The sequence below is a fragment of the Desulfobaculum sp. SPO524 genome (genome assembly GCF_044987625.1).
In the GTDB taxonomy this organism is placed as follows: Bacteria; Desulfobacterota; Desulfovibrionia; order Desulfovibrionales; family Desulfovibrionaceae; genus Desulfobaculum.
The window spans coordinates 140,927-153,441 of record NZ_JBJDSB010000005.1 but is presented as its reverse complement, the minus strand read 5'-3'; the positions used below and the strand labels follow the sequence as shown (position 1 = coordinate 153,441).

At 62.7% G+C, this 12,515-nt stretch carries 10 protein-coding genes; 4 read left to right on the top strand and 6 right to left on the bottom strand.

Annotation, left to right across the window (positions count from 1 at the left end):
• Positions 1 to 89: 89 nt before the first annotated feature.
• The 4 genes from ACI3L3_RS14980 to ACI3L3_RS14965 form a co-directional block, all read right to left on the bottom strand.
• Positions 90 to 818 (bottom strand): amino acid ABC transporter ATP-binding protein, encoded by a 729-nt coding sequence (locus ACI3L3_RS14980; RefSeq protein ID WP_404845955.1) that lies wholly within the window; start codon positions 816 to 818, stop codon positions 90 to 92.
• A gap of 600 nt (positions 819 to 1,418) precedes the next feature.
• Positions 1,419 to 3,182, bottom strand: a complete 1,764-nt coding sequence (locus tag ACI3L3_RS14975) for a chloride channel protein (protein WP_404845954.1) — start codon at positions 3,180 to 3,182, stop codon at positions 1,419 to 1,421.
• Positions 3,183 to 3,242: 60 nt separating this feature from the next.
• Complete coding sequence (locus ACI3L3_RS14970) at positions 3,243 to 3,599, bottom strand: hypothetical protein (RefSeq protein ID WP_404845953.1); 357 nt, start codon at positions 3,597 to 3,599, stop codon at positions 3,243 to 3,245.
• A gap of 129 nt (positions 3,600 to 3,728) precedes the next feature.
• Entirely contained in the window at positions 3,729 to 6,731 is a 3,003-nt protein-coding gene (locus ACI3L3_RS14965; RefSeq protein WP_404845952.1) for a hypothetical protein, read from the bottom strand.
• A gap of 238 nt (positions 6,732 to 6,969) precedes the next feature.
• Here ACI3L3_RS14965 and ACI3L3_RS14960 point away from each other — a divergent pair, with 238 nt between their 5' ends.
• Together ACI3L3_RS14960 and ACI3L3_RS14955 are read left to right on the top strand one after the other, a co-directional pair.
• Entirely contained in the window at positions 6,970 to 7,296 is a 327-nt protein-coding gene (locus tag ACI3L3_RS14960; RefSeq protein ID WP_404845951.1) for a hypothetical protein, read from the top strand.
• A gap of 159 nt (positions 7,297 to 7,455) precedes the next feature.
• The gene (locus tag ACI3L3_RS14955) at positions 7,456 to 7,935 is read left to right on the top strand and encodes a cytochrome c (protein WP_404845950.1); all 480 of its coding nucleotides are present in this window, start codon (positions 7,456 to 7,458) and stop codon (positions 7,933 to 7,935) included.
• A 106-nt stretch (positions 7,936 to 8,041) separates the two neighbouring features.
• Here ACI3L3_RS14955 and ACI3L3_RS14950 read toward each other — a convergent pair whose 3' ends face one another.
• A complete protein-coding gene (locus ACI3L3_RS14950) occupies positions 8,042 to 9,289 on the bottom strand; it encodes a PAS domain S-box protein (RefSeq protein WP_404845949.1) in 1,248 nt (415 codons plus the stop codon).
• A gap of 323 nt (positions 9,290 to 9,612) precedes the next feature.
• On the opposite strand from ACI3L3_RS14950, the gene aroL reads away from it, so the two are divergent.
• Complete coding sequence (gene aroL, locus ACI3L3_RS14945; protein ID WP_404845948.1) at positions 9,613 to 10,248, top strand: shikimate kinase AroL; 636 nt, start codon at positions 9,613 to 9,615, stop codon at positions 10,246 to 10,248.
• Positions 10,249 to 10,304: 56 nt separating this feature from the next.
• Here the strand turns inward: aroL and ACI3L3_RS14940 are convergent, their stop codons facing one another.
• Entirely contained in the window at positions 10,305 to 11,411 is a 1,107-nt protein-coding gene (locus ACI3L3_RS14940; protein WP_404845947.1) for a polysaccharide deacetylase family protein, read from the bottom strand.
• Positions 11,412 to 11,523: 112 nt separating this feature from the next.
• Here ACI3L3_RS14940 and ACI3L3_RS14935 point away from each other — a divergent pair, with 112 nt between their 5' ends.
• The gene (locus ACI3L3_RS14935) at positions 11,524 to 12,504 is read left to right on the top strand and encodes a DnaJ C-terminal domain-containing protein (RefSeq protein ID WP_404845946.1); all 981 of its coding nucleotides are present in this window, start codon (positions 11,524 to 11,526) and stop codon (positions 12,502 to 12,504) included.
• Positions 12,505 to 12,515 lie beyond the last annotated feature (11 nt).

Here is a 12,515-nt window from a genome sequence, read left to right as displayed (position 1 = left end):
GTTGCGGACCTGCCGCGCCGTGCTGGCGTGGGGCGCTGACGCGTGCGGCGTCTTGTGCGGGGCATGTGAGCCGCCGCGCGCCGTGCGGGCTACAGAATCTCGCGCAGGAACGCTTTGCTGCGTTCGTGGACGGGGTTGGCGAAGAAATCGTCCGGGCGGCCCTGCTCGATAACTTCGCCGCCGTCCATAAAGACCACGCGGTCCGCCACTTCACGGGCAAAGCCCATTTCGTGGGTGACGCAGACCATGGTCATGCCCTCGCGGGCGAGGTCCTTCATAACGGCGAGCACCTCGCCGATCATTTCGGGGTCCAGCGCGGAGGTTGGCTCGTCAAAGAGCATCACCTTGGGGCGCATGGCAAGGGCGCGGGCGATGGCCACGCGCTGCTGCTGGCCGCCGGAAAGCTCTGCGGGGTATTTGTAGGCCTGATCGGCAAGGCCCACGCGCTCCAGCAGTTCCATGGCGGTGTCCTGCGCTTCGGCCTGCGGGAGTTTGCGGACCTTGGTGGGGGCCAGCATGATGTTTTTCAGTACCGTCAGATGCGGGTACAGATTGAACTGCTGAAACACGATGCCGATTTCGGTGCGCAGGGCGTTGGTATCCACGCCCTTGGCGTGCAGGTCGCGGCCCTCGAAGAGGATGGTGCCGTCCTGATAGTCCTCAAGGCGGTTCACACAGCGGATAAGCGTACTCTTGCCGGACCCGCTGGGACCGCACACCACAAGCACTTCGCCTTGGTCTACAGTCTCGCTGATGCCCTTCAGCACGTGAAAATCGTCATACCATTTGTGAACATTATTGAATTCGATGATGGGCATGGTCCCTCCCCTTGGCGTCGTCGGTGGTGTGCTGTGCGGCCTGTGCCCATGTTGCGAAGGCGGCCGGATTGCCCTTGTGCGTGGGAATTTTGACGCCACTGAAAAATTACCGTTATCCCTCAAGGCAGTTCTGTACTTGTCTAATTTGACTCTTTTGTCAAGAGGCTTCGGAATTGAGGGGTTTAAAAGTTGCTTGTTGAAGTGTGTTTTACATAAATGTCACAAGGCGGCGCAAAGGGCTTTGGGTATGGCAGGAACAGGGCGGGAAGGCGTTGGTTGATGCAAGGGGCAGGGCGCGAGGCGCAGGGTGGGGCTTGGGGGCCGAGAGGATGCGGTGAGGACGGCTGGTTGGGCTGGGGATGGGGCAAAGGCGCGGGTGCGCGGCGCGTGGTTGACGTTTCGCCCCGACTTGGCCCCGCTTCTTCGGAGCAGCCGCAAGAGGGCGACGCATGGTGCGGCAGCGGGTGGTGCCAAGTGTTGCAGGGGAAAGACGGGACGGGACACTGTGGGGACACCGGCGCATGGCAGAATGCTGGGGGCCAGGAGAGGCCGGCCAGCTCATGGCGATGCGCAGGGCGGGAACGCTACGGCATTACAGCGCTACAGCACGTCGATTTCGCGGCGGATAATGGCCTTATTGTAGGCGTGGAGGACGTCCTTTTGCCGCAGGGTGCCGAGAAGGGTGTTGCCGTTGCCGGGCTGGACCACCGGCAGTTGGGAGACGCCCTGCGAACTCATAAGGCGCAGGGCGGTCTTGATGGTGTCGTCCGGGGTGACGGTGACGACGTGTGAGGTCGCCACATCACGGGCGATGACGAGATAGTGCAGGCTGTCCTCGTGCATCAGGGGGCGGATGTCGCGGAAGGAGATGATGCCCCGCAGCGCGCCGTTGTCGTCCACTGTGTGCAGGTAGGAGACGTCGGCGTGTTTGAAGGTCTTGATAATATCCAGCAGCGGCAGGGATTCCGGGATGGTGTAGGGCGAACCTTGCATGAAGCGCCCCACCTTGAGCGAGCGCAGAATGTTCTGCTCCAGCCCGCCCGCGATGTCGATGCCGCGCCGCTGGAGCTTGATGGTGTAGATGGAGCCTTTGCAGATGGCGGAGGTGATGAGCGTGGAAATGATGCAGGTAATCATCATGGGCAGAATGATTTTGTAGTCGCCCGTCATTTCAAAGAGGATGAGAATGGCGGTGATGGGCGCCTGCGTGGTGCCTGCGACAACCGCGCCCATGCCCACAAGGGCGTACGCGCCGATGGGCGCCGTGATGCTGGGAAACACCAGCCCCGCCACCCAGCCGAAAAAGCCCCCGGTCATCGCGCCGATGAAGAGCGATGGCGCAAAGATGCCGCCCGACCCGCCGGAGCCAAGGGTGGCCGAAGTGGCGAGTATTTTTACGGCAACAAGGGTGAGCAGCAGCATCCCCGCCAGTTGCCCGTGCAAGGCGCGGTTCATGGCCCCGTAGCCGACGCCAAAGGCATGCGGCCATTGCAGCAGAATAACGCCGAGAATCAGGCCGCCAATGGCGGGCTTGAGCCACTCCGGGATGGGCAGGTTTTCAAAAATGTCCTCGGCCTTGTAGAGCACGATGATGAATCCCGCCGCCGCCAGCGCCGCAAGAATGCCAAGAAACGGGTAGATGCCGAATTCCCACATGGAGCGGATGGTGTACAGCGGCAGGTCAAAGGTCGGCAGGTCGCCCCAGTAGTAGCGCGACACCGCCGTCGCCGACACGGACGAGAGCACCACCGGCGAGAACGACGCCAACCCAAAGTCGCCCACCAGCACCTCAAGGGCGAACAGCACGCCCGCCACAGGCGCGTTGAAGGTCGCGGCAATGCCCGCCGCCGCGCCGCAGCCCACCAGCGTGCGCTGCTCCATAACCGGCACCTTGAAGTACTGCCCGATGGTGGACCCGATGCTGGAGCCAATCTGCACCATAGGCCCTTCGCGCCCGGAGGAGCCGCCGGAGCCGATGCATACGGCGGAGGCGATAATTTTGACAATGGCAACGCGTTTGCGGATGCGCCCACCCTTGAGAGCGAGGGCGGACATGACCTCGGGCACGCCGTGCCCCTTGGCCTCGGACGCGCCAAAGCGCACGATAAGGCCAACAATAAGCCCGCCAATGGCGGGCAAAAGCACCAACTGCCAGGGCGACAGCCGCCCGACAAAGTCGAGAATGTCGCCCGTCTCCTGATAAAAGGCGAACTGCGACCCAACAAGAACGTGGTGGAAGAGTATAGCGCCGTACCCGGACAGGGCACCAATGAAAATGGCGATGAAGAGGTTGAAGATGCGCTGTTCAATGCAAAAGCGCCGGAATCCGGAGCTTATTTCACGACAGGAGTTGGGGAGCCGCACGGGATTTCGGACCTCCGGTTTCGAGGTTCGGACGCGGAGAAAGAGTGTGCCAGCCCGTGATTACGAATCCGGGCACCGCGAAATGATGCGGACCTCCAGCCCAAAGCGGACAAGGTCGTCAGCATGGCGTTTCGCCCTGCGGATGGAGGCGTGCTGACCCACCACGACTTGAGCCCGGTCCGTCTCGTCCCAGACCCAGATATGTTCACGCAGGCTGATGCCGTAGTCGCTCAGCGTCAGGCGCAGGGCCTCCCGCGCCGCTTCGCGCTGGTCGAAGTCTTCGGCATCCAGATGCGCGCCGCACACCAGAACCCACCACCCGGAATCGGGAGAACGTGGCGGCTCGTCAGGCTCGGTGCGCCGCAGAGCATCTGTCATGGACTGAATGATCGTTGCGATGTCGCGAATCAGGGTCATGCCGCCTCCATCCTGCATGTGACGGGGAGGATTCATTCAAGAATATGCAGAACATACCGGGCAATGACAAGGGAAAAACCCACGGAATGCAAATCGTGGTGGGATGTGGCCCCGCATGGGGCCGCGATGTTAGCCCGTGGCTTTGGGTTTGGCCGGGGTGGTGAGCTTGTTGTAGGTGCGGATGACCTCATAGCGCCACTTGAGGTCCGTCAGCAGGCGCTTGATGATGGTTTTGGCGTCCTGATCCTCCATGGCGCCGTCCTCGAAAAGGGCTTTGACGCTCTCGGTGATGAAGGACTCAAGGCGCAGAAGCAGCAGTAGCGAGGTCTGCCGGGGCTGGAGCTCCAGCGCGCCGAGGGGCTTGCGCTCAAAGGCCAGAAGGCGCGCCACTAACTCTTGATCGCGCTCCAGCTCCGGCGGCGGGTTTTCCTCACGCGTTTTGCGCATGTGGGTGATGATGTCCGCCGCGCCCTTGTCGCAAATCTGTTTCATACCCGCCGCAAGCTCGGCCAGCGCCTCGGGATCGCCCTTGCCGTCAAAGGCGGTCTTGACGGCATCCGGGGTGCAGTGGGTTTTGAGCACGTCGTTGAGGGAGAGGCCCGCAAGGCTGTCATCGCTCTTGGCCAGCTTGGTGATGGCAAAGTACACGGGCTTGAGAAAGGTCGAGACCGTGCGTTTCATTTGCTTGGATTCCAGCGACGAGTTCAGAAAGAGCAGAAAGCGCCCCGGCGAGCCAAAGACGGAGTCCACATCCAGCGCGCTGCCCTGAAGGGTTTTGAGGGCGGCCACGTCGTTTTTGATGGACGCTACGTCGATGAGGGGGCGGGGCTTGGACAGGACGCTGCCCACGGTGTCCAGCCTGTCGTCCTTGAGGTATTTGAGGGCGGCGGCGCATTCCTCGGTGACCTGCCCGCGCTCCGCCGCGTCGCGGATGTCGCGGAAGCTGGCCAAAATGCTTTCGATAAGTTCGCGGTCGTCGCCCTCCAGCAGGGAGTGGTTCCCAACGCCCGCCTCACCGAGGGCCAACTCCAGATAGTATTCAATCTTGTGCAGGTTCCCCACCAGCGCGTCGGCGTAGTCGTCAATAAAGGCGCGCCCGACGCCGATGGACAGGCACGTGCGGCTCAGGCGCGAGCGGATGGCCATTACGGCGTCGGCAGGCAGGGCGGCGCGGACCTCGCGCTTGGCATCCTGCCCCTCTCCGGCCGGCGTGGTGGACAGGGCGTTGTAGGCGCGCACCACGTCCAGAACCATGATGATAATGCGGCGCAGGGCCTTGATAAGCTCCTCGGCGGAGAGGGGGCGCAATTGTTCCGCAATGGCCGCCGTGATGGGGCGGCGCTCTTCCGGGCCGTTTTTCCACACGGAGCGGATGAGGTCCAACCGGTAGCGGACAAAGCTCTTGAGGCGGGGGATAAGCAGGTCCACAAGGCGCTCCGCGTCAAAGGGCAGGTCTTTCAGCTCGGCCTTTTGCATGGCGAAGAGCTGGTTCAGCAGGGCCTTGTCCTGCTGGAAGTCGGCGTCCTCGGAATTGAAGGGCACGCTGACGATTTTGCGGATAAGTTCCTTGGGCCGCATCTGTTGCAGCACGCGTATTTCGGCCTCAATGGCGGCAAGCTGCTTCAGGTGGTCTTCATCTGAGAGGCGCTTGCGCAGGACCTTGAGGGTATGCGCCGGGTCCTCAAGAAAACGATCGAAGCTGAGGCGGGCTTCCTCGGGGAGCTGTTGGACAATGTCGTTGAAGTGTCCGGGCACGTCCCCTGCGGCGCTGGCAAGGTTGCCCCGCGCGTCGTCGGATTTAAACGTCACATGCAGAAAGCGCGCGGTGGTGAGGCCGTCAGCCAAGAGTTCGTCGGAGTCCGTGTCCTCATCAATAAAGCGGGTAATGTCGTCAAGGTCGTGGCGGATGAGCTTTTCACTCACCTTGTAGCGGGGGCGTTTGGCGAACTGCCCGGCAAGGGTGACGTCGTCGTCCGAGATGCCGTCAAGGGCGTCCAGCACGGCGTCGGAGTTGACCTGCGCGGCGGAAAAGGGCGCGCGCAGGGCGCCAAAGGCAAGGATGAGCCGCTCCAGCGCGGCAAGCTCCGGGTCGTCCTTGGCCGGGGGCTTGGACTGGTTCAGACGCGCAAGGTCAAGGTAAAGGCAGATTTTATCGATATTCTCCTGCGTACGCGAGACGCTCTTGGCGATAAAGTCCGCGCCAAGGCCCAGCATCAGGCTGATGCGGCTCAGGCGGCCGGCCACCTGCTCGAACACGGCGGGGTCGATGCGCTCGCGCCGGACAAGCTGCCACTTGCCGGTTTTCCACACGTAGGAGGTGAGCACGTTTTCGCCCGTGAGTTCCCACGATAGGGTCGCGCCCTGATGCTCGTTGAAGACGAACACATCGCTGCGGATTTTGACGCGGTGGCCTTTTTTCAGGCCCCATGCGCGCAGTTGGTCCGGGGTGAAGGGGGTGCCGAGGGGCGATTTGACGCCGTAGAGGCTGATGCCGTTTTCCAGCTCAAGGGCGGGCGGCGTTTGGCGCAGCAGCTCGTAATTGATGCACAGCGCGCCTTGGATCGTCAGGGTATGGGAAAACTGCGAGTTGACGACGCGCGCGCCACGGGCGATGAAGTCCCCTTGCACGGTGTGGATTTCTGGAATGATGTAGAGCGAGCGCACATCGTCGGCCAGCATGAGGTTTCCCAGCCATTCGCCGTCGCGGTACAGGATGGCGATGGTGCCGGTTTTGGGGTCCGGGCCGATGCGCGTTTTGGGCGCAAGGGTATCCAAAAAGCCCTCCCACATGTCGCGCGCCTCGGGCGTGTTGCGGATGCGGATGTCGGGCAGAAAGGATATGGTGTAGCCACTGCCCGCGGCCCCGACTTTGACGTCCATGAGCCAGATGTGGCGCTCCATTTCGCGCTGGGATTTTTTGGCGCGGGCGATGGCGACCTGAGCGATTTTTTTGGTGCGCTCCTCCATTTTGTCGGCGGCGAGGTTGAAGCCGAACTTCTTCAGCGCCTTGCTCACGAAGGCGTTGATGCTTTGCGCCGCTTCGCGCTCGTCCTGCTTTTCGTCAAGCAGCTTGAGATACAGCGCGCCGATGCGGTCGATGAATTTATTCTGCGTGGAGTTTTTGGTCGTCATAAGTATGTTTTATCATTGATGGTCTGGCCATGTGTTTTGGGGTGCTTTTTGCTGCGCCGTTGTGGTGCGTCAGCCTGAGCCCTTCATGGTGGCCGGCGCGGATGCAGCGTGCAACGCCAGGAAAAAGAGACCAGGTTATGCAATCTTCATATGTATGCGTATGCCGGGGGAGCGTCAAGCAAGGGGCCGTCATTGACGGCGTTTGCAGGCGGCCTGCGGCGGCGCGAAGGAGGACGCCATGAAGAAACGTCCCGTTGATGTTGTTGGCAGTGATTCTGGAAAGGCTGACGCCACGGAGCCGCGCCCCGCGATTGCTCCGGCCGCGCCGCCGCTATCGCCGTTGGTGCCGGGGACGGCGCAGCAGCCGCCGCGCCCGCAGGGAGCGCCCGCCGCGCAGGCTGGTCCGCGCGCCGCCGGGGATGCGTCGTATGGCGAGTTTGTCCAGAACATTGCCCGTGGGCTTATCGACGCCAACGCCGCGAGCCTTAAGGGGGAATCGGCCCAAACCGCGCGCAATAGGCAGGGCGTGGCCAACGTGGTGTCGCGGCTGCTGAACGGAGAGTAGGCGCGGGTGGGAATCGTGTTGCGCCAGCGCGCGTGGTTCTGCTATTGTCAGTATGGTAAAAATCCGCCTGTGGCGGGGGCTGGCGTCAAATGGTGGCGCGCAGCCGGCCCGTCCGGAGCGTGCGGCGCACGGCAGGATTCGTGACCGGGAGGGGACGGCATGAGGAGGAAAACGGGTGTCATCTGTGCCCTGTGTCTGGGCGTGATATTTGCGGTGAGCGCGGCGTGGGCGCAGACGGCGCTGTTGCCGGGCAAAAGCTCCCCGCAGGAAGTGGTGCTCACGCGGAAGTTCGCCATGCGGTCCATGAATGCGGACCTGCGCGATATTCGGCTGAAGCTGGAAAAGGGCGACGTTATCCGTGTGGTCAGCCCCACGCTGTCCATTGCGGCCAAGGCCCAGATGCTGCCGCTGGTGTTTGAGCACCGCTACGAAAATGTCTATCCGGTGGAAGGGTCGGACAAGTTTTTCAAGGGCGCGGACCCGGCGAAGTTTCAGGCCGCGGCCGAGTACCTGAATGCGCAGGCCCAGAAGTTTTTGCGCATCGCCTCGGATAACGACCTCAAAAAGGCCGACCAGCATTTGAACCGCGTCAAAAAGGCCTGCCGCTCCTGCCACAGCGAGAACCGCGGCGAGTATTAACGGCGGACTTGTCGTCCTCACGGCGCAGAAGCGGGGCGGCGCAAGGCCGCCTCGCGTTTGCGCCGTGTGTGGCGATTGGTCCTTTTGGGGACGGGGGCTTCTGGGGTTAGATGTCGCCGGGGTCTGGTTCCGGCGTCATGGTGCCTTGGAAGTAGAGTAGCTCGCCGTCGTCATCGCGGATTTCGCGCACGTTTTGGCGTACGGTGAGCGTGGAGCCGTCCGCGCGGCGCATGCGGGTGCGCAGGTTCATCACAGAGCCGTGCTCGCGCAGCGCGTCAAGCAGCTTGTCCCGCTCGGATGGCTCGGCGTAGACCTCGCGCGACAGGCTGCGAATTTCATCCGTCACCTCGCTGATGCTTTCATAGCCCAGCATCTCGGCCAGCGCGGGGTTGGCCAGCATAAACCGCCCCGACGGGGTGGACACAAACATCCCCTCCACAGCCTTCATGAAGAAATTGCGGTAGCGCGATTCCGCCTGCCGCAGCGTGCGTATGGCCTTCTCCCGCGGTGATATGTCGCTGTAGATGGCGCAGATGCCGCGCGCGCCGTCTTCAAGCTCCACCGGAATGCCAACGGCGATAACGTCCACACTGCTGCCGTCCTTGCGCAGGCGTGTTGTGCGCTTGCGCACCATGTGTCCCTCCCGCACGCGGCTGGTGAGGGACAGAAACTCCTCGTCCGCGCCCTCGGGCAGGATGCAGTCCCCGAGGTGGCGTCCGCGCACTTCGTCCGCGCTGTAGCCAAAGGTCTTGGTAAAGGCGGCGTTGATGTCGAGGACGTGCTCGTCCAGATTCAGGATGACCACCGCGTCCAGCGAGTGCCGGTAGAGTTCGGCAAAGGTGTTGGCGCTGTGCTCGCAGTGCTGGGGCTCGGGGGAGTGGTCGCCTGCGCTGGGGGCCGAGGGCTGGGCCGGATTCTCAGCCCCGTGGGGCAGGGTGTGCGCCGCAGGCTGTGGCGCGTTGCCGTCCGTTACCGGAGCCGGCACGCGCTTTGGCCGCACGTCGCGCATGGCTCGCGTGACCGAGGCGGGCAGGCGCTCCATCTCGCGGCGGGCCATATAGTCGTGCGCACCGGCCTCGATGAGGGCGCGGCCCCGCTCGTGGCTGATGTCTGCATCCACGGCAATGAAGGGCACCCCGGGAGGCAGATTGCGTATGAACTGACGCAGGCTTGTCTGGTCTTCGCCGATGATGAGGTCAATGCCGTTTCGGCTGACGGCGGGACGGGCGTCGTCTACGTCCGTCGCTAAGCGGAAGTCGGCGTTGTAGCCGCCGAGCGAGAGCATGCGTGACAAGTCGTCCGTGGTTCCGTGCCGCCGCCCCATGACAAGTACGCGCAACGGTCTGTGCTGCATGTCGTCTCCCTTGCAGGGGTGAGGCTCGCCCGCTGTGGTGACAAACGGGCCGAGTTCTGACCTTACCGGAGCAATACCCTGTTTTGGGCAATATGTCAGCATTGATGCACAGTTTTTTTGATAGAGACACTAGGCGGTTGCATGCGGCACACCGGGAAAAAGCTGTGTCTGCATGCGGGTGAGGGCGGGGCGGGGCAGGGAAAGGCGTAGACGCTGCCAGCGTTTTATTGCACTGTGTCCACGTTTCACCGAGCTGGACAGCCCCGGCGGAGGGCGCGCGCGGGTTCACGTGGTCCAGCCACATGCGATGATGGGAGATTATCATGCCCCGGAATATACGGCCCGAAAATGCCATGAAGAAGAAGGTGGACGTTGCCGAGAGCGACCAGACCATGACTTTCAAGAAGGCGGAGCGCCCGACGCGCTTCGGTCCGGACGTGAACGTGTACCTTGTGGGGCTTCGGGCCTGCGGCAAGTCCACCCTCGGGCGTGAGCTGGCAAAGCGCATGCGCCGCCCGTTTATCGATACCGACGACCTCGTGGTGAACCATGCGGGCCGCGCTGTGGCTGCCATTGTTGAAGACGGCGGCTGGCAGGCTTTTCGCGACATTGAGCGCGATATTGTGCAGGGCATTGACCCCAAGGCCGGCGCGGTGGTTGCCACTGGTGGCGGTGTGATTTTGGACCAGAGCACCCGCGCCTTTTTGCGCAGCAGCGGCCCGGTGTTTTACTTGATGGCCGACGTTGCCCTGCTGGCCGGGCGCCTTGGGGCCGACCCCAAGCACGACCAGCGTCCCGCCTTGACCGGCGGCGGATTGGTGGATGAACTGAGCGCCACCCTTGCCGAGCGCGAGGCGCTGTACATGGAGACCTCGCACTTTGTGCTGCCTGCCCAGGAGCCTCTTGAGGAACTGGTGGAGGACGTGCGCGAAAAGCTGATGCTGCTCCAGCGCGGCTGATGCCGTAATGATTTGAGTACAAAAACGCCCCCGGAAGTGACTTCCGGGGGCGTCTTTTATTTTTTGTGGATCAGGCCGTAGGTTTTGGCGATAAGCGGGTGGGAGTAGAGCACAAGGCGGGAGAGCAGCCACGCCGAGCTTCTGGCCCGCGCCTTGAAGCGGTGGGCGCTGTCCGCCACCAGCCCCGGCGGGTTGGGGCCAACATCGGTGGTGAACAGGACGGTGAAGCCCAGCTCCTTGGCAATGCGGCGGCTGGTGTCGCTGGATGCGCCCCACGGCCACGCCATGACCTCGGGCGCGCGGCCAAGGCCGGTGGTCAGCTGGTCGCGGCTGGTGCGCAGTTCCTCGTAGACGCGCTCTTCAAACTCGGCCTGTGATTCGTAGGTGCCAAGGCGTTCGGTGGGAATCTCGCGCAGGCGCTGCATCAGGTCCTGCCTATGGCGCTGGTCCTTGAAGTAATCGTAGGCGGTGCGGAAGTCCTGCGGCACGGTGGAGGTGACAATGTCGTACACCTCGTTCGAGGGCTTGAAGGCCCGGTGCTGCATGGCGGGGCCTTCCTCAAAGCGCGGCAGGCCGTAGGGGACGTCGCCCTCGATTTGGTCAAAGGTGCGGCGCTTGCCCTGCGGCTCGCACAGCATGCGGAAATTGGGCCCGGTGAACACGGAGCGGTGGTTGTGGGTGTGCCCGGCAACGGCCATGGTGCCGTCGTCCTGCATCAGGCGGGCTTCCTTCCACGAAAAGAACAGGTCCGTGCGGATGCGCAATCCCTCGCGCGAGGTCCGGATGGGGCTGTCCACCTGCGGCAGGTCGTCCATGCCCACGTAGCCGTCCCACACGTCCGACAGCGTGGGGCGGGGGCGCTCCTCGTCCACAATTTTATTGGTGACGGCAAAGACGACGCCTTTGTGGCCGTGCTCGCGCAGCAGCGGCCACGCGTAGACGTAGTTGTCCAAAAAACCGTCATCAAATGTGATGAGGACGGATTTTTTCGGCAGGGCGCGGCCTTCGCGCAGGTAGGCGACGGCTTCGTCGAGGCCCACACCGCGGTAGCCGGCTTTGGTCATGGCTTTCAGGTGGCTTTCGAAAAGTTCGGGCGCCACGGCGATGGAATTGGGCCAGGAGCTGATGTAATGATACATCATGACTGGCAGGCTTTTGAGCATTGGTGTCGGATTCCCCTAACGAGCTTGGATACTTGACTGTCGGCTGAAGCGGCTTATCTAGAGAAATATGCCGAACAGAGACATTCTGCGGTAGCAAGGAGTGCTAATCGAGATGAGCGTTGAATTCAAGGACTACTATGAAATTCTGGGCGTGAGCCGCGGGTCCTCCAAGGAGGATATCGCCAAGGCATTCAAACGCCTTGCACGAAAATACCACCCCGACCTCAACCCGGATAATGCTGAGGCAGAGGCCAAATTTAAGGAAATTAACGAAGCCTACGAGGTGCTCAAGGACCCGGAAAAGCGCCGGATGTACGACCAGCTTGGTCCCAACTGGCAAAACGGGCAAAACTTTGAGCCGCCGCCGGGCTATGAAAATTTTGCGGGCGGCTTTGGCGGCTCCGGATTTAGCGACTTCTTCGAAACCATCTTTGGCGGTGGCTTCGGAGGCGGCGGTTTCGGCGGGCAGGGTGGTGGATACCATCAGGACCCGTTTGGCGGCTTTGGCGGCGCGGGGTTCAGGCCCGGCCCGTCCAAGGGACGCGACATTGAAACCACGCTGGAGCTGACCCTTGAGGAAGCCTACGCCGGTGGCCGCAAGAACGTGGCCTTTCAGGACCGCGCCCCCGACCCGTCGGGCATGTCGTCGCTGCACACCAAGAACCTTGAGGTGAACATCCCCGCCGGTGTGAAGAACGGCGCACGCATCCGGCTGTCCGGTCAGGGTTCCCCCGGTCGGCAGGGCGGCCCCGCAGGCGATTTGTACCTGCGGGTGAAGATTCTGCCCCATGCCCGCTTTAAGCTGGACGAAGCCAACGTGACGCTGGACCTGCCCCTTGCCCCATGGGAAGCCGCCCTCGGCACCACGGTGCAGGTGCCCACGCTGGATAAATCCGTGGAGCTGAACGTGCCTGCGGGCATCTCCAGCGGGCAGAAGATGCGCATCCGTGGCCGCGGACTGGGCAGCGGCGCCAAGAAGGGCGACCAGTATGTCCGCGTGGTCATTAAGACCCCGCGCGACCTTTCGGACGAAGAGCGCGCCCTGTGGCAGAAGCTGGCCGAGACGTCCACCTTCACCCCTCGGGATTTCTGACGCCCGGTTCC

What these genes read in the sequence shown, in the direction of transcription:
- ACI3L3_RS14965 (WP_404845952.1), bottom strand. Translation starts at nt 6,731, where the DNA reads ATGACGACCAAAAACTCCACGCAGAATAAATTCATCGACCGCATCGGC.
- aroL (WP_404845948.1), top strand. Translation starts at nt 9,613, where the DNA reads ATGCCCCGGAATATACGGCCCGAAAATGCCATGAAGAAGAAGGTGGAC.
- ACI3L3_RS14935 (WP_404845946.1), top strand. Translation starts at nt 11,524, where the DNA reads ATGAGCGTTGAATTCAAGGACTACTATGAAATTCTGGGCGTGAGCCGC.
- ACI3L3_RS14960 (WP_404845951.1), top strand. Translation starts at nt 6,970, where the DNA reads ATGAAGAAACGTCCCGTTGATGTTGTTGGCAGTGATTCTGGAAAGGCT.
- ACI3L3_RS14980 (WP_404845955.1), bottom strand. Translation starts at nt 818, where the DNA reads ATGCCCATCATCGAATTCAATAATGTTCACAAATGGTATGACGATTTT.
- ACI3L3_RS14950 (WP_404845949.1), bottom strand. Translation starts at nt 9,289, where the DNA reads ATGCAGCACAGACCGTTGCGCGTACTTGTCATGGGGCGGCGGCACGGA.
- ACI3L3_RS14940 (WP_404845947.1), bottom strand. Translation starts at nt 11,411, where the DNA reads ATGCTCAAAAGCCTGCCAGTCATGATGTATCATTACATCAGCTCCTGG.
- ACI3L3_RS14955 (WP_404845950.1), top strand. Translation starts at nt 7,456, where the DNA reads ATGAGGAGGAAAACGGGTGTCATCTGTGCCCTGTGTCTGGGCGTGATA.
- ACI3L3_RS14970 (WP_404845953.1), bottom strand. Translation starts at nt 3,599, where the DNA reads ATGACCCTGATTCGCGACATCGCAACGATCATTCAGTCCATGACAGAT.